Annotated in this window: 15 protein-coding genes; 6 read left to right on the top strand and 9 right to left on the bottom strand. The window is 71.6% G+C overall.

Annotated elements, in window-relative coordinates; translation table 11 throughout:
- Positions 1-165 precede the first annotated feature (165 nt).
- On the bottom strand, positions 166-741 hold the full coding sequence (locus ACWDVB_RS30005; protein ID WP_451512981.1) for a TetR/AcrR family transcriptional regulator: 576 nt from the start codon (positions 739-741) through the stop codon (positions 166-168).
- A gap of 117 nt (positions 742-858) precedes the next feature.
- On the opposite strand from ACWDVB_RS30005, the gene ACWDVB_RS30000 reads away from it, so the two are divergent.
- A complete protein-coding gene (locus ACWDVB_RS30000; RefSeq protein WP_451512980.1) occupies positions 859-2004 on the top strand; it encodes an agmatine deiminase family protein in 1146 nt (381 codons plus the stop codon).
- A 114-nt stretch (positions 2005-2118) separates the two neighbouring features.
- Here ACWDVB_RS30000 and ACWDVB_RS29995 read toward each other — a convergent pair whose 3' ends face one another.
- Positions 2119-2742: a TetR/AcrR family transcriptional regulator gene (locus ACWDVB_RS29995; RefSeq protein ID WP_451512979.1), complete on the bottom strand. Its 624-nt coding sequence runs from the start codon at positions 2740-2742 to the stop codon at positions 2119-2121.
- A 208-nt stretch (positions 2743-2950) separates the two neighbouring features.
- Between ACWDVB_RS29995 and ACWDVB_RS29990 the strand changes: the two genes are divergently transcribed.
- Positions 2951-5419: a beta-glucosidase gene (locus ACWDVB_RS29990; RefSeq protein WP_451512978.1), complete on the top strand. Its 2469-nt coding sequence runs from the start codon at positions 2951-2953 to the stop codon at positions 5417-5419.
- 34 nt (positions 5420-5453) lie between these two features.
- Here ACWDVB_RS29990 and ACWDVB_RS29985 read toward each other — a convergent pair whose 3' ends face one another.
- A complete protein-coding gene (locus ACWDVB_RS29985; RefSeq protein ID WP_451512977.1) occupies positions 5454-6359 on the bottom strand; it encodes an SGNH/GDSL hydrolase family protein in 906 nt (301 codons plus the stop codon).
- A gap of 342 nt (positions 6360-6701) precedes the next feature.
- Between ACWDVB_RS29985 and ACWDVB_RS29980 the strand changes: the two genes are divergently transcribed.
- Positions 6702-7196 (top strand): DUF3145 domain-containing protein, encoded by a 495-nt coding sequence (locus ACWDVB_RS29980; protein WP_451512976.1) that lies wholly within the window; start codon positions 6702-6704, stop codon positions 7194-7196.
- A 71-nt stretch (positions 7197-7267) separates the two neighbouring features.
- Here the strand turns inward: ACWDVB_RS29980 and fabF are convergent, their stop codons facing one another.
- The 5 genes from fabF to ACWDVB_RS29955 form a co-directional block, all read right to left on the bottom strand.
- Positions 7268-8530, bottom strand: coding sequence for a beta-ketoacyl-ACP synthase II (fabF, locus tag ACWDVB_RS29975; protein ID WP_451512975.1), 1263 nt, complete (start codon positions 8528-8530; stop codon positions 7268-7270).
- 69 nt (positions 8531-8599) lie between these two features.
- Positions 8600-8848 (bottom strand): acyl carrier protein, encoded by a 249-nt coding sequence (locus ACWDVB_RS29970; protein WP_398117214.1) that lies wholly within the window; start codon positions 8846-8848, stop codon positions 8600-8602.
- Between the two features lie 72 nt (positions 8849-8920).
- Positions 8921-9922: a beta-ketoacyl-ACP synthase 3 gene (locus tag ACWDVB_RS29965; RefSeq protein WP_451512974.1), complete on the bottom strand. Its 1002-nt coding sequence runs from the start codon at positions 9920-9922 to the stop codon at positions 8921-8923.
- A gap of 28 nt (positions 9923-9950) precedes the next feature.
- Positions 9951-10862 carry an ACP S-malonyltransferase gene (locus ACWDVB_RS29960; RefSeq protein WP_451513217.1) on the bottom strand — a complete coding sequence of 304 codons (912 nt, stop codon included), beginning with the start codon at positions 10860-10862 and terminating at the stop codon, positions 9951-9953.
- A 90-nt stretch (positions 10863-10952) separates the two neighbouring features.
- Entirely contained in the window at positions 10953-12218 is a 1266-nt protein-coding gene (locus ACWDVB_RS29955; RefSeq protein WP_451512973.1) for a PucR family transcriptional regulator, read from the bottom strand.
- Between the two features lie 59 nt (positions 12219-12277).
- Here ACWDVB_RS29955 and ACWDVB_RS29950 point away from each other — a divergent pair, with 59 nt between their 5' ends.
- Positions 12278-12943: a pirin family protein gene (locus ACWDVB_RS29950; RefSeq protein ID WP_451512972.1), complete on the top strand. Its 666-nt coding sequence runs from the start codon at positions 12278-12280 to the stop codon at positions 12941-12943.
- Positions 12944-13034: 91 nt separating this feature from the next.
- Here ACWDVB_RS29950 and ACWDVB_RS29945 read toward each other — a convergent pair whose 3' ends face one another.
- A complete protein-coding gene (locus ACWDVB_RS29945) occupies positions 13035-13850 on the bottom strand; it encodes a serine hydrolase domain-containing protein (protein WP_451512971.1) in 816 nt (271 codons plus the stop codon).
- 218 nt (positions 13851-14068) lie between these two features.
- Between ACWDVB_RS29945 and ACWDVB_RS29940 the strand changes: the two genes are divergently transcribed.
- The gene (locus ACWDVB_RS29940) at positions 14069-14542 is read left to right on the top strand and encodes a MerR family transcriptional regulator (protein ID WP_451512970.1); all 474 of its coding nucleotides are present in this window, start codon (positions 14069-14071) and stop codon (positions 14540-14542) included.
- 6 nt (positions 14543-14548) lie between these two features.
- Entirely contained in the window at positions 14549-15577 is a 1029-nt protein-coding gene (locus ACWDVB_RS29935; protein WP_451512969.1) for an aldo/keto reductase, read from the top strand.
- Positions 15578-15680 lie beyond the last annotated feature (103 nt).

The raw sequence follows: 15680 nt of genomic DNA, 5'->3' as shown, positions 1-15680 counted from the left end.
CCGCACGGGAAGCCCGGCCCAGGCCGGGAACTGGGCGGCGATCAGACGGCCGACGAGCGCCTCGTCGGTGTCGGCTTCGTCGGCGTGCATCTTGCTGGCGTTCACATGTCCCTCTCTTCGCCCGGCCGGTCGGTCGGCCAGTCAACCAATTGGCCCGGCCCCGGGTCAGGCGCGCCCGAGCTCCAGGGCGACGGCCCCGCGCAGCAGCTCGTGCGCCCGGTCCAGTGTCGTCGTGCCGCTCAGCCACCGTTCGCTCACGCCCTCGACCAGCGCGGTGAGCCGCTCGGCGGCGGCACGCGGGTCGACGTCGGCCGCGGCCTGCCCGGCGGCCTGGGCCTGCCGGACGAGGTGCGCCAGGTCGTCGGCCCACTCCTCGGTGGAGACGGCCAGCTGTTCCCGCAGATCCGGGTCGAAGACCGCGGTGGCGCGCAGCTCGCCCCAGGCGGCGCTGTTCTCCCGTACGCGAGGAGTGTCCTGGAGCTCCAGGAGCAGCAGGTCGGTGAGGCGGGTGCGGGGATCGGCGGAGGCGTCCAGGGCGGCATCGGTGTAGCGGACGGCGCGGCGGTTGATGTACTCCAGGGTGCGGCGGAGCAGCCCCGCGCGGTCCTTGAAGTGGTAGTAGATCAGCGCGGTCGACACCCCGGCCTCCGCGGAGACCTCCTCGACGCGCAGCCCGCGCACCCCGCGCCGGGCGATCAGCCGGGCGGCGGTTTCGAGGATCTGGGTGGGCCTGTCCGGCATCACGTACTCCACTGCCTGAAGGATCGACTGGGTCCGTGCTCGATCATGCCTTACGATCGAACTGACTAAAATTTCAGTCAGGAGATAACCATGAGGTTCACGAGGTCTATGCGGTCCATGAGGTCCACCACCGGGTCCGGCACGGGCCCGTCCAGACGCCGGACCCTCAAGGCAGGGGCAGGCGCCGCCCTCGCGGCCTCAGGGGCGGCGGCGCTGAGCGCCTGCGGTGGCGGCGGCGGACCGGAGCCCGCGGGGGCGGCGCCCGGCACCCGCCGGATGCCGGACGAGGCGGGGCCGCATGAGCTGACGTACATGTCCTGGCCGAGCCGCCGCATCTGGAAGTCGTACGTCCATGCCGTACGGGAGGACATCGCGGGCATCGCCCGGACGATCGCCGAGTTCGAACCGGTGACGCTGCTCGCGGACGAGCGGGACGCGAAGGCGGCCCGGCGGGCCTGCGGCGCGGGGGTCGAGATCCTGCCGGTGCCGGTGGACGACCTGTGGATGCGGGACACCGGCCCGAGCTTCGTGTTCGGCCCCGACGGCGTCGCGGGCGTCGACCTCAACTTCAACGGATGGGGCGACAAACAGCCGCACGACCGTGACAGCGACGTGGCCCGGCGGATCCTGTCCGACCGGCGTGTCCCCCGTGTCCGGGCGCCGATCGTCGGCGAGGGCGGAGCGATCGAGGTCGACGGCGCGGGCACGCTGCTCGCGACGGAGAGCTCCCTGGTCAACGCCAACCGCAACCCCGGCAAGTCCCGCGACGAGATCGAGCGCGCACTCAAGAGTCTCTTCGGCGTGACCGAGGTCATCTGGGTGGACGGCGTCAGGGGCGAGGACATCACGGACCACCACATCGACGCGCTGGCCCGCTTCGCCGAACCGGGCGTGGTGGTCATGAGCACCCCGCCGCCGACGGCCCCCGAGGACGTCTGGGCCAAGGCCTACCGGCAGGCATACGACACCTTCTCCACGGCGAAGGACGCACGCGGCAAGACCCTCGACCTCGTCGACCTCCCCGAACCGACGGACATCGGCCGCCGGGGCCCCGACTTCCTCGCGAGCTACGTCAACTACTACGTGGCGAACGGCGCCGTGATCATGCCCCGCTTCGGCGACAAGAAGGCCGACAGCGCCGCGGCCTCGATCGTCCGGGACCTGTACCCGGGCCGCAAGGTCACCCAGCTCCCGGTGAACGCCCTCGGCGAGGGCGGCGGCGGCATCCACTGCGCGACGCAGCAGCTGCCGAAGGCGCCCTGATGCACCTCTCCGGGCAGACAGCGGAGGCCGACGAGGCGCTACGAGGGCCGTGAGGCGCTACGAGGGCGATGAGGCGCTACGAGGGCGATGAGGCGCTACGAGGGCGATGAGGCGCTAATCGAGGTCGACGTGGTCGCGGCCGTCCCCGCCGCCCGGAGCCCGGCCGGCGTCGACGCCGCCGCCCAGCAGCGCCAGGAAGGCCCTGAACGCCCCCGGCATGTCCACCGACTCGGGGTCCAGCAGCCACTGGTACTGCAATCCGTCCATCACCGCCGCCATCAGTGGGGCCGCCGCCTCGGGCGTGAGGCCGCCCGGCAGCCGCTCCCCGTACTCGGCGCGCAGCACCGCCGCGAAGCTCTCGCGCACCGTCTCGTACCGCCCGGCGAAGAAGGCGCGCGCCGGGTGTCCGTCCGTCACGCTCTCGCCGAGCAGCGCGGAGAAGGTCTGCACGATGCCGGGCCGCATCGCGTTGTACTCCACGAGCGAGCCGAGCAGATCGAGCCGCCACTCGCCGCGTGGCACGGCGTCCCACTGGTCGCGGGCTTCCAGGACGGCCACCAGCAGGGCCTCCTTCGTGGGGAAGTAGTGCAGCAGGCCCTGCTGGGTGAGACCGACCCGCTCGGCGACCGCCCCGAGGCTCGCGCCCCGGTAGCCGCGCTCGGCGATCACCTCCAGGGCGGCCCCGAGGATCTCCGCGCGCCGCTCCTCGCCCCTGGGCCTCGCCTTGCCCGCCGCCATGCTCCCCACGCCTTCCCTCGCCCTTCGCCCCTCGACCCTGCTCCTATCGGAGGACCGTACGACATCTGCGTAGACCGCATGCCGTACATATAACGTCAAGATAACGAAACCTACCGATCTACAGGTAGGCGATGCAGGATGGAGGGAACCGGCACGGCAGCGGCACGGCAAGGACGGCCGGGCCGGACTCACCGAGGAGGCGCACCCCATGGCGGCACCCGAGCCCACCGAGTCAGCCCAGGAGGCCACGCGCGCGGACCAGGCACGGGAGGCAGCCGTAGAGGCCGCTCTCCGCAAACTCGGCCCGGACGCCAAGGCCCGCCTCCTCGGCGGCCGTGACATGTGGTCCCTGCACGCCCTGCCGGAGATCGGCCTCACGTCCCTCGTGATGTCCGACGGGCCGATCGGCGTGCGCGGCGTGCGCTGGACCGCCGACGACCCGTCCATCGCGCTGCCGTCCCCGACCGCCCTCGCCGCCACCTGGGACCAGGACCTCGCCCGCCGCGCGGGCGCGCTGCTCGCGCAGGAGGCCCGCCGCAAGGGCGTACACGTCCTTCTCGCCCCGACCGTCAATCTCCACCGTTCCCCGCTGGGCGGCCGCCACTTCGAGGCGTACAGCGAGGACCCGTACCTGACGGGCGTGATCGGTACCGGCTACGTCCAGGGCGTGCAGTCCGGCGGCGTCGGCACGACCGTCAAGCACTTCGTCGCCAACGACGCCGAGACCGAGCGCTTCACGGTGGACAACAAGGTCGGCGCGCGCGCCCTGCGCGAGCTGTACCTCGCACCCTTCGAGGCGATCGTCGCCAACGCCCACCCCTGGGGCATCATGACCGCGTACAACCAGGTCAACGGCGTGACGATGACCGAGCACCGCCACCTCGTGGGCGAGGTCCTGCGAGGCGAATGGGGCTTCGACGGCTACAACGTCTCCGACTGGATGGCCGCCCGCTCCACCACCGGCGCCATCGAGGGCGGCCTCGACGTCGCCATGCCGGGCCCCCGCACCGTGTACGGCGAGCCGCTCGCCGCCGCCTTCCGCGCGGGCGAGGTCAAGGAGGAGACCGTCGACGAGGCCGTCCGCAACGTCCTGCGCCTCGCCGCCCGCGTCGGCATCCTCGAAGGCGCCGAGCCGGTCGTCACCCGGCCCCCGGCGGACATCGACGGCGAGGCCCTGGCCCGCGAGATCGCCCGCCGCGCCTTCGTCCTCGTACGCAACGAGAACCAGGCCCTCCCGCTGAACGCCGCCACCGGCAAGGTCGCCCTCATCGGCGCCGCCGCCCGCGACGCCCGCGTCCTCGGCGGCGGCTCCGCCACCGTCTTCCCCGCCCACGTCGTCTCCCCGCTCGACGGCCTGACCGCCGCCCTGCCCGAGGGCGCGCTCACCTACGCCGTCGGGGCCGACCCCAGCGACGAACTCGCCCCCGCCGACAAGGGGTTCGAGCTGCGCGCGATCTGCCGCGACGCCGACGGCAACGCCCTGGGCGAGGGGAGCCTGCCCTCCGGACAGGTCCAGTGGATCGGCGACGACCTGCCCGCCGGCGTCACCCACGAGACCATGGCGAGCGTCGAGGTGATCGGCACGTTCACGCCGCGCGAGAGCGGCGAGCACTCCTTCGGTACGCGCGGCCTCGGCGCCTTCAGGCTCACGGTCGCCGGCCGGGTGCTCTACGACGGCGTGCAGGAGATGGGCTCCGCGTCCGACCCGTTCGAGGCGTTCTTCGGCTCCCCGGTCGAGCGCGGCAAGGTGGCGCTCACGGCGGGCGAGCCCGTCGAGGTCTCCCTCCTGCACCGCCTCAGCGGGGAGTTCGCGGCTCCGCTGCCGGGCGTCATGTTCTCCTTCGTCCACCTCGGCCCGCAGCGTGGCGTCGACGAACTGATGTCCGAGGCCGTGGAGGCGGCGCGGGGCGCCGACACGGCGGTCGTGGTCGTCGCCACCACCGAGCGCGTCGAGTCCGAGGGCTTCGACCGCCAGGACCTGAGGCTGCCGGGCCGCCAGGACGACCTGATCCGCGCGGTGGCCGCCGCCAACCCGAACACCGTGGTCGTCGTCAACTCCGGCTCCCCGGTGGAACTTCCCTGGCGCGACGACGTCGCCGCGATACTGCTCGGCTGGTTCCCCGGCCAGGAGGGCGGTGCGGCCCTCGCCGACGTCCTGTTCGGCGCCGAGGAGCCCGGCGGCCGACTCCCCACCACCTGGGGCGACCTCGCCGCCGCCCCCGTCACCCAGGTGACGCCCTCCGATGGCGAACTCCCTTACGCGGAGGGCGTGTTCACCGGCTACCGCGCCTGGGAGAAGGCCGGCGCCACCCCGTCGTACGCGTTCGGCCACGGCCTCGGCTACACCGACTGGACGTACGAGTCACTCACCGTCGAGGGCACCACGGCCACGGTCCGCGTCCGCAACTCCGGCCGGCGCCCGGGCCGCGAGGTCGTCCAGCTCTATCTGGCCCCCGCCGAGCCCGACACCGCCCGCCCGGCCCGCTGGCTCGCGGGCTTCGCGACGGTCGAGGCGGCCCCCGGCGAAAGCGCCGAGGCGACCGTGGAGATCCCGCGCCGAGCCTTCGAGACGTGGGACGAGGGCCTCAACTCGTGGGCGTATCAGGTGGGTTCGTACGAGGTCCAGGCGGGCCGCTCGATCGCGGACCTGCGCCTGAGCAGTCCACTGACGGCGTGAGAGCAGACCCGGCAGCTCCTGGGCCGTGTCCGACCTAGCTCACCGGCTCGCGCGACGTCACCTGACGGTAGGCCAGCTCGGCGAGGCGCGACTGGCCGTCCTTGCTGGGGTGGAACCAGTCCCAGTGGCTCAGCTGGTCGCCGTCGAATCGGTAGGCGAAGACCGCCCCGCCGTCGTACCGGCACCGCCGATCCTCGTCGCACACCTCTTCGAGTACCGCGTTGTACGCCGCCACCCGGTCCTGCACGGAGTCCCGCCGCTCGGACGCCGCGACGCCCAGGTCGTCGGGGTCGGCCAGCATCGAGGGGCAGATGCCCAGCTTCCACACCTGCTTGCCCAGCGGATTGGCGCGCCCCTGCGACCAGAGCCGCTTGAGATCCGGCACGGACGCCACGTACACCTGCGCCTTCGGCAGCGAACGGCGCAGCGTCCGCATCGCCTGCTCGAAGTCGGCACGGAACTCGCCGACCGGCGTCATCCCGGCGGCCGTCGAACGGCAGGCGTCATTGGCGCCCACCATCACCGTCACCAGCTCGGGCCGCTCGGTGACGGCCTGTTCGACCTGCCCCGTCAGATCGGCCATGCGGGCGCCGGTCTTCGCGTGGTTCCAACTGTGCGAGGCGGCCCGTTTCTTTCCCAGCAGCCGTGTCGCGAGGCTCCGCACCTGGGCGTCCGTGCCGGTGGCCCAGGACGCCTCGGGGCAGTCGGAGAGCACCGAGCAGGCGTCGAAGCCGCGGGTGATGGAGTCGCCCACGGCCGCCATCGAACGGGGCGTCGTGTCCCACGTGGGGGTGGGTTTCGGCGACGGCTTGTGCGCGGAGGGGCCGGGGGCCGAGGAGTTGCCGCCCTGCGCGTCGCACGCGGTGAGTGACGCGGTGCCGAGAAAGGCCGCCGCCGCGAGGGCGACGACGGCACGCGAGCGGTGCCTGCGGTTCCGCATCCCCTGGTCCCCTCTGTCGTTCAACGTGACGTCGTGCGCGTGCCCGGGGTTGCGCCCCGCCGGGTGAAAGGTCGGAGTTTCCTGGCCTCCGGACCGACGGTACGTCACACTCCTTGCGCCCTCGCACGGTAGCCTCGCCCCGTAGCCGCCTGGCCACCGCTGTCACGGGCGGCGACAGGCGGGTGATCCACCCGGTGACGCCCCGCTGCTGTGGTTCCGCTAAATTACATCACGTCACATCTGTCCCCTTTTCCCAGGTTTCTCTACCATTTGGGGAAAATTGCTCGGCACGGGCGCGAGGCCGCTGGGGAAGGCGAACCTCGACCCACACTGGAGGTCCCGGTGACGACACGTGGAGTTCTGTACGTGCACTCCGCTCCGCGCGCGCTGTGCCCACACGTCGAGTGGGCCGTCGCGGGCGTACTCGGCGCGCGTGTGAGCCTCGACTGGATCAGGCAGCCCGCCGCGCCGGGCACCTGGAGATCAGAATTCTCCTGGCAGGGCTCGGCGGGCACCGCCTCCAAGCTCGCCTCCGCCCTGCGCGGCTGGTCCCTGCTGCGCTTCGAGGTCACGGCGGAGCCGTGTCCGAGCGCCGAGGGCGAGCGGTACAGCGCCACGCCCGAGCTCGGCATCTTCCACGCCGTCACCGGCCTCCACGGCGACATCCTCATCCCCGAGGACCGCCTGCGCGCCGCCCTGGCCCGCTCGCAACGCGGCGAGAGCGACCTGGAGGCCGAGCTGGCCAAGCTGCTCGGCAAGCCCTGGGACGACGAACTGGAACCCTTCCGGTACGCGGGCGAGGGCGCGCCGGTGCGGTGGCTGCACCAGGTCGTCTGACCTGAACCGAAGGGGCCCCCACCGCTTGGTGGGGGCCCCTTCAGTTACGTACGTACGACCAGGTGGGACGCTCAGACGCTCCTGAACGCCAGGACGACGTTGTGGCCGCCGAAGCCGAACGAGTCGTTCAGCGCCGAGATCCTGCCCTCGGGCAGCGGGCGGGCCTCGTCGCGGACGACGTCCGCGTCGACCTCCGGGTCGAGGTTCTTGATGTTGATCGTCGGCGGGGCGACGCGGTTCTTCAGCGCGAGGACCGTGGCCACGGTCTCCACGCCGCCCGCGCCACCGAGCAGGTGACCCGTCATCGACTTGGTGCTGGAGATCGCCATGTGGTCGACGTCGTCGCCGAACGCCTTGCGCAGCGCCTTGATCTCGGCGACGTCACCCTGCGGGGTCGAGGTGGCGTGCGCGTTCACGTGCACGATCTCGGCCGGCTTGAGGTCCGTCGTGTCGATCAGGTTCTGCAGCGCCGCGGCGATGCCGTTGCCGGACGGCTCGGGCTGCGTGATGTGGTGCGCGTCGGCCGAGATGCCCTGGCCGACGGCCTCCGCGTAGATCTTCGCGCCGCGGGCCCTGGCGTGCTCCTCGGACTCCAGGACGATCACGCCGGCGCCCTCGCCGAGCACGAAGCCGTTGCGGTCCGCGTCGTAGGGGCGCGAGGCGCCCTGCGGGTCGTCGTTGCTCTTGGACATCGCCATCATGTTGCCGAACGCGACGATCGGCAGCGGGTGGATCGCCGCCTCCGTGCCGCCCGCGACGACGACGTCGGCGCGGCCGGTGCGGATCATCTCGATCGCGTAGCCGATGGCCTCCGCGCCCGAGGCGCAGGCCGACACCGGGGTGTGGACGCCCGCGTGGGCGCCCAGCTCGATGCCGACGTTGGCCGCCGGGGAGTTGGGCATCAGCATCGGCACGGTGTGCGGGGAGACGCGGCGAACGCCCTTCTCCTTGAGCACGTCGTACTGGTCCAGGAGCGTGGTCACGCCGCCGATGCCGGAGGCGATGACCGCGCCGAGGCGGTGCGGGTCGACGGAGGTGTCCTCGCCGGCCTTGGCGGTGTAGCCCGCGTCGGCCCAGGCCTCCTTGGCCGCGATCAGCGCGAACTGCGCCGAACGGTCCAGCTTGCGCGCCTGCGGGCGGGGGATGACCTCGCCCGGCTCCACGGCGATCTGACCGGCGATGCGGACCGGCAGCTCGGCTGCCCAGTCCTGCTCCAGCGTGCTGACGCCGGAACGGCCCGCGAGCAGGCCCTCCCACGTCGAGGCTGCGTCGCCACCCAGCGGTGTGGTTGCGCCGATACCGGTGACGACCACGGTGCGATTGGTCGAGTTCACAGGAAAATTCTCCACGGTGTTGAGGGGATCAGCGGCGCCACCGCCGGGTGGCGACTGAGCACGGCCTGATCAGGCCTGGTGCTCCAGGATGTACTTGGTCGCGTCGCCGACCGTCTTGAGGTTCTTGACGTCGTCGTCCGGGATCTTGACGTCGAAGCGCTCTTCGGCGGCGACGACGACCTCGACCATGGACAGCGAGTCGACGTCCAGGTCGTCGGTGAAGGACTTGTCCGTCTGGACGTCCTCGACCGGGATGCCGGCGATCTCGTTCACGATCTCCGCGAGACCGGCGACGATCTCTTCCTGCGTGGCGGCCATGTTGGCGCTCCTTCTTATGTATCCAGAGGGTGTGGCGTCTTGAGTACGGACCGGGTGATCCGTACGTGATGCCTAGGGGAGGGTAACGACCGTGGCGGCGTACACGAGACCCGCCCCGAAGCCGATGACGAGTGCGGTGTCGCCGCTCTTCGCCTCGCCGGTCGCCAGCAGACGCTCCATGGCGAGCGGAATCGAGGCGGCCGAGGTGTTACCCGTGGTGCGCACATCACGGGCGACCGTGACGTGCTCCGGCAGTTTCAGAGTCTTCACCATCGAGTCGATGATCCGCTCGTTGGCCTGATGCGGAATGAAGACATCCAGATCGTCCGCGGTGATTCCGGCCGCGTCCAGCGCCTGCTGGGCGACCTTCGCCATCTCGAACACGGCCCAGCGGAACACCGCTTGGCCTTCCTGCGTAATCGCAGGGAACTTGTCGAGGGTGCCCTTGCGGTACGCCTCCCAGGACTCGGTCTGCTTGATCGTCTCGGACTTGTCGCCCTCCGAGCCCCAGACCGTCGGGCCGATCATCGGCTCCTTGGAGGGGCCGACGATCACGGCACCGGCGCCGTCACCGAAGAGGAACGCCGTCGCACGGTCGGTCAGGTCGGTCAGGTCGCTCAGCCGCTCCACGCCGATGACCAGGACGTACTCGGCGGAGCCGTCGACGACCATGCCCCTGGCCAGCGTCAGCCCGTAACCGAAGCCGGCGCAGCCCGCGGAGATGTCGAACGCGGCGGGCTTGCCCGCGCCGATCTTGTCCGCGATCTCGGTCGCGATGGCCGGGGTCTGCTTGAAGTGCGAGACGGTCGAGACGATCACGCCGCCGATCTGCTCGGGCGTGATGCCGGCGTCGGCGATGGCCTTGCCCGACGCCTCGATCGACATCGCGGCCACGGTCTCCTCGTCGGAGGCCCAGTGGCGGGTCGCAATACCGGAGCGGGAACGGATCCACTCGTCGGACGAGTCGATCGTCTCCAGGATCACTTCGTTCGGCACGACACGGGTGGGCCGGTAGCCGCCGACGCCCATGATCCGCGCGTACGGGGCGCCCTGACTGGGCTTGATCTTCGACATGCGCTACGGCTCCTTGTCTGTCGTCGGCTCAGGAATGCTCGGCGACGAGCGCGCGGGCCGCGTCGAGGTCGTCGGGGGTCTTCACCGCGAGCGTCTTGACGCCCTTCAGCGCGCGCTTGGCGAGACCGGTCAGGGTGCCGCCGGGGCACACCTCGATCAGCGCGGTGACGCCCAGCTCCTGGAACGTCTCCATGCACAGGTCCCAGCGGACCGGGTTGGCGACCTGGCCGACCAGGCGCTCGATCACCTCGGCGCCGGTGGCGACCGTCCTGCCGTCGCGGTTCGAGACGTAGGTGAGCTTCGGGTCGGCGATGGTGAGGCCCTTGGCGGCCTCCTCAAGCCGCGTCACGGCCGGAGCCATGTGCCGCGTGTGGAAGGCGCCCGCGACCTTGAGGGCGACGACCTTGCGCACGCCCTCGGGCTTGTCGGCCTCCAGGGCGGCGAGCTGCTCCTTGGTGCCGGCGGCCACGATCTGGCCCGCGCCGTTCACATTGGCCGGGGTCAGGCCGAGCTTCTCCAGGTGCGGGACGGTGACCTCGGGGTCGCCGCCGAGCAGCGCCGCCATGCCGGTCTCCGTGACGGCGGCGGCCTCGGCCATGGCGAGCCCGCGAGTGCGTACGAGGCGCAGGGCGTCGTCTTCGCCGAGCACCCCGGTGTACGCGGCGGCCGTGATCTCGCCGACGCTGTGTCCGGCGACCGCGCCCGGCGTGATGTCACCGAGTGCCGCGGCGGACAGCAGCCCGGCGGCCACGAGCAGCGGCTGCGCCACGGAGGTGTCGCGGATCGCGTCCGCGTCTCCTTGCGTGCCGTAGTGGGCGAGGTCGAGCCCGATGGCGTCCGACCACGCGCCGAGGCGGTCTGCCGCGCCGGGGAGGTCGAGCCAGGGGGTCAGGAAGCCGGGCGTCTGAGCGCCTTGGCCGGGAGCGACGAGTACGAGCACTCTCACACTCTCTCTTGTCGACGGCCTAAGCCGCCCGTGGGGACAGGGACGAAGAACGGCTGGGGGAATTGTAGGGGCCCGACAAAAGCCCTACGACTGAGGATCCCTGTCGGCCAGACGCCCCAGGATGAGCGCGATCCGGAGCGTGAACGCGGAGCGCACATCGGAGGGCGACCAGCCGGTGACGTCAGTCACACGTCGAAGCCGGTAGCGCACGGTGTTGGGGTGCACGAAGAGCATCCGGGCCGCGCCTTCGAGGCTGGCCGCCTGCTCCAGATAGACACTGAGCGTCTCCAGGAGCGCGGAGCCCGCTTCCTCCAGTGGTCTGTAGATCTCCTCCACCAGCTGCTCACGGGCCGCCGGATCCCCGGCCATGGCGCGCTCGGGCAGCAGATCGTCCGCGAGGACGGGCCGCGGGGCGTCCTGCCAGGCGGAACTCGCCTTGAGCCCGGCGGCCGCCGCCTGCGCGGAACGGGTGGCCGCGAGCAGATCCGGAACGATCGGCCCGGCCACCACGGGACCGGCGGCATACGGCCCGATCAGCGCTTTCGCGACCGCCAGCGGATTGTCGCTGCCACCCGCGATGACGACCAGGCGGGCACCGAGGACACCCGTGAGGACCTGGAGCTTCGCATGCCGGGCGGCGCGGCGGATGGCTTCGACGGTCAGCTCGCTGTCGCCGTCCGGGGCGGTGCCGAGGAGCACGCAGACGTGCTCGGGGGAGTTCCAGCCGAGCGCGGCAGCCCTGCTCACCGCGCCCTCGTCGGCCTCTCCGGAGAGCACCGCGTTCACGACGAGGGACTCCAGGCGGGCGTCCCAGGCACCGCGTGCCTCGGCGGCCTGCGCGTACACCTGCGCGGTGGCGAAGGCGATCTCGCGGGCGTAGACGAGCAGCGCCTCGCGGAGGACGGATTCGTCCCCCGGCGCCGCGACCTCGTCGATCGCGGACTCCATCACCTCGATCGTCGTACGCACCATCTCCACCGTCTGGCGCAGGGTGATCGCCCTGGTCAGCTCGCGGGGGGCCGTGCCGAAGACGTCGGTCGAGATGGCCTGGGGCGCGTCCGGGTGCCGGAACCACTCGGTGAACGCGGCGATACCGGCCTGCGCGACCAGGCCGATCCAGGACCGGTTCTCCGGCGGCATCGCCCGGTACCAGGACAGCGTCTCGTCCATGCGCGCGATGGCCTGCGCCGCGAGGCTCCCTGACGACTTCTCCAGGCGCTTCAGGGTCGCGGTGTGTGCGTGGGGGGTGCGGCGGTCCTGGCGGGGCCCGGCTCCCGGATCCGGGTGGGACCCGGGCGGGGAACCCGGCTGGGACTCCTGGTGGGCTTCGTTCGCTGAGGGTTCGGGCACGGGGACAAGACTGCCTTATCGGGGCGGGCACATGCGGTGCCGGGGCTAACGTGGGGTGCGTGACAGATGTACGGCGCTCCGGCGACCGGTACCGCGGCGGGGAGGCGGAGGCCGGTATCGAGTCCTTCCACGCCTTCTCCTTCGGGCCCCACTACGACCCCGACAACCTCCGCTTCGGCGCGATCCTGGCCTGCAACGAAGAGCGCCTCGCGCCCGGCGCGGGCTTCGACGAACACCCGCACAGCCACACCGAGATCGTGACCTGGGTCGTCGAGGGTGAACTGACCCACCGCGACTCGACGGGCCACGAGTCCCTCGTCCGCCCCGGCGACGTCCAGCACCTCTCCGCGGCGGGCGGCGTGCGCCACGTGGAACGCAACGACGGCGACACCCCACTCGTCTTCGTCCAGATGTGGCTGGCCCCCCTCTCCCCGGGCGGCGACCCGTCCTACACGGTCGTCCACGGAATCGCCGACTCGACCCCGTACGAGATCCCCGGCGCGGGCGCACTGCTCCACATCCGCCGCCTGGCCCCGAACGAACGCACCGCCCTACCGGACGCCCCCTTCCTGTACGTCCACGTGGCGCGCGGCGAAATACGGCTGGGCGAGACCCGTCTGGCCCCGGGCGACTCGGCACGGCTCACGCACGAGACGGCCCTGGAGGCGATAGCCATGGCAGACGCCCCGGCGGAACTCCTGGTGTGGGAGATGACGGACGGCTAGCGGGCTGGCGGACTGGCGGGCTGCCGGACTGGCGGGCTACGGGGCTGGTGACTGGCCCGCGATCCCCGCCTCAGAGCCCCGCAAGCCCTCCTCAGAGCTCCGCGAGCACCGCATCGGTGAACGCGGGCCACACCTCGACCGCCCAGGGCCCAAAGGGCCGATCCGTAAGGGCGACACAAGCCGCCCCCGCATCCGGGTCGACCCACAGAAACGTCCCGGCCTGCCCGAAGTGCCCGAACGTCCGAGGCGAAGACGAACTGCCCGTCCAGTGCGGCGCCTTCGAGTCCCGAATCTCGAACCCGAGCCCCCAGTCATTGGGATTCTGGTGCCCGTACCCAGGCAGCACACCCTTCAGCCCCGGATACGTCACCGTCATCGCCGCCGCCACCGTCCGCGCGTCCAGCAGCCGGGGCGCCTGCACCTCGGCGGCGAACTTGACGAGGTCATCGACGGTGGACACCCCGTCCTTGGCGGGCGAACCGTCACCCTCCAGCGCGGTGGCGCTCATCCCGAGCGGCTCCAGCACCGCCTGCCGCAGATACTCCCCGAACGGAATGTCCGTCGCCTTGGCGATGTGTTCCCCAAGCACCTCGAACCCCGCGTTGGAGTACAGCCGCCGCGTCCCCGGCGCCGACGTCACCCGGTGCTCGTCGAAGGCGAGCCCACTGGTGTGCGCGAGCAGATGCCGCACCGTCGACCCCTCGGGCCCGGCGGGCTCATCGAGCTCGACCGCGCCCTCCTCGTACGCGACCAGAGCCGCGTACGCCGCGAGCGGCTTGGTGACCGAGGCCAGGGCAAAGCGCCGGTCCGTCGGCCCGTGCGCCCCCACGACCGTCCCGTCCGCACGGACGACAGCGGCGGCAGCGGTGGGAACGGGCCAGTTCTCGATCATCGCCAAGCTCTGCATGCCGACGAGCCTAATTCCTCCGCGGGAACCAGGCCGACGCCGGGTGGGACCCCGAACCCTCCTGCCCGGCCACTGCCTGACCAATGCCTGAGGCCGACGCCTGAGGCCGACGCCTGAGACCAACGCCTGACCAACGCCTGACCAAGAAATGAGACGCTCTCCAGATTTCCTCCGATCCCGCTTGCTTGGAGCGCACTCCAAGGTCTTAGCGTGAGGACATGACGGTGATGGAGACCACCCCCGCACCAGCCCGCCCCGCGCCCAGGCCCGCGCCCTGCGTCTCGGCACCCGCCGGGCCGCCGAGCCCGGACGGCCAGGACCACTACACGATCAGCGAGGTCGCCGCCTTCACCGGCCTCACCGCCTACACCCTGCGCTGGTACGAGCGGATCGGCCTGATGCCCCACATCGACCGCTCCCACACGGGTCAGCGCCGCTACCGCAACCGCGACCTGAACTGGCTCTCTTTCGTCGGCAAACTCCGCCTCACCGGGATGCCCGTGGCGGACATGGTCCGCTACGCGGAACTGGTGCGCGAAGGCGAGCACACCTTCTCCGAGCGCCAGGAACTCCTGGAGCGGACCCGGCGCGACGTCCGCACCCGCATCGCGGAGCTGCAGGACACCCTCGCGGTCCTCGACTACAAGATCGACACGTACGCTGGCGCCCGCAAGGCGTCGGAGAGGCTCTGAACCCTGATGACGTTTGACAACACGGCCGGCGGCATCGCCACGGCTCGGCTCGGCACCCACGGCCCCGAGGTCGGTGTCCAGGGCCTCGGCTGCATGGGCATGAGCTTCGCCTACGGCCCCACCGACGCCGACGAGGCCCGCGCCACCCTGGACCGCGCCCTCGAACTGGGCGTCACCCTCTACGACACCGCCGATGTCTACGGCATGGGCGAGAACGAGGAGTTCCTTGCTCCTTTCGTCAAGGCGCACCGCGACGAAATCGTCCTCGCCACCAAGTTCGCCCTGGCCATCGACCTGGATGATCCGACGAAGCGGCGCATCGACAACTCTCCCTCCTACATTCGCTCCAGCGTCGACGCCAGCCTGCGCCGCCTCGGCACGGACGTCATCGACCTCTACTACATGCACCGCCGCGACCCGGACGTCCCCATCGAGGAGACGGTCGGAGCGATGGCCGAACTCGTCGCCGCCGGCAAGGTCAAGCACCTCGGCCTGAGCGAGGTCACCGGTGACGAACTGCGTGCCGCCCACGCCGTCCACCCCATCGCCGCCGTCCAGTCGGAGTGGTCGCTGTTCAGCCGCGACATCGAGCGGGGCGTGGTCCCCGCGGCGGCCGGCCTGGGCGTGGCCCTCGTGCCCTACTCCCCGCTCGGCCGCGGCTTCCTCACCGGCGCGTTCGTCAACGCCGACAAGGAGCTCGGCGAGGACGACTTCCGCCGCCAGCAGCCCCGCTTCACCGGCGCCAACGCCAGCGCCAACGCGGCCCTGCTGGCCCCCGTCCGCACAGTCGCCGACGCCCACGGCGCGAGCCTCGGGCAGGTCGCCCTGGCCTGGGTGCAGCAGCAGTCCACGGTCCACGGCCTGCCCGTCGTGCCGATCCCCGGCACCCGCAGGCGCGTCCGCGTCGAGGAGAACACCGCGGCCACCCGCATCACCCTCACCGACGAGGAACTCGCCCTGCTGGCCCCGATCGCCGCCGACGTCGCGGGCGACCGCTACGCCGACATGACCTTCACCTCGGCGGCCCGCGAGTAGCCAAGGCAACCCTCCGCCCCCGCACAGCCGGGGCCGGAGGCGCCCGCCGCCTTCTGCGGACCTGCGGCGCACCGGTGTCGGCATCCTGGTGCCGGCATCCCTG

This window comes from Streptomyces sp. NPDC003379, from assembly GCF_053589195.1.
Note: the sequence above shows the minus strand (reverse complement) of the source record. Positions and strands in the feature narration are given on the sequence as shown.

Coding starts and splice junctions, on each gene's coding strand:
- ACWDVB_RS29995 (WP_451512979.1), bottom strand. CDS start 2,742: ATGGCGGCGGGCAAGGCGAGGCCCAGGGGCGAGGAGCGGCGCGCGGAG.
- ACWDVB_RS29970 (WP_398117214.1), bottom strand. CDS start 8,848: ATGGCCGCCACGCAGGAAGAGATCGTCGCCGGTCTCGCGGAGATCGTG.
- ACWDVB_RS29985 (WP_451512977.1), bottom strand. CDS start 6,359: ATGCGGAACCGCAGGCACCGCTCGCGTGCCGTCGTCGCCCTCGCGGCG.
- ACWDVB_RS29935 (WP_451512969.1), top strand. CDS start 14,549: ATGACGTTTGACAACACGGCCGGCGGCATCGCCACGGCTCGGCTCGGC.
- ACWDVB_RS30000 (WP_451512980.1), top strand. CDS start 859: ATGAGGTCCACCACCGGGTCCGGCACGGGCCCGTCCAGACGCCGGACC.
- ACWDVB_RS29940 (WP_451512970.1), top strand. CDS start 14,069: ATGACGGTGATGGAGACCACCCCCGCACCAGCCCGCCCCGCGCCCAGG.
- ACWDVB_RS29990 (WP_451512978.1), top strand. CDS start 2,951: ATGGCGGCACCCGAGCCCACCGAGTCAGCCCAGGAGGCCACGCGCGCG.
- ACWDVB_RS29965 (WP_451512974.1), bottom strand. CDS start 9,922: ATGTCGAAGATCAAGCCCAGTCAGGGCGCCCCGTACGCGCGGATCATG.
- ACWDVB_RS30005 (WP_451512981.1), bottom strand. CDS start 741: ATGCCGGACAGGCCCACCCAGATCCTCGAAACCGCCGCCCGGCTGATC.
- ACWDVB_RS29945 (WP_451512971.1), bottom strand. CDS start 13,850: ATGCAGAGCTTGGCGATGATCGAGAACTGGCCCGTTCCCACCGCTGCC.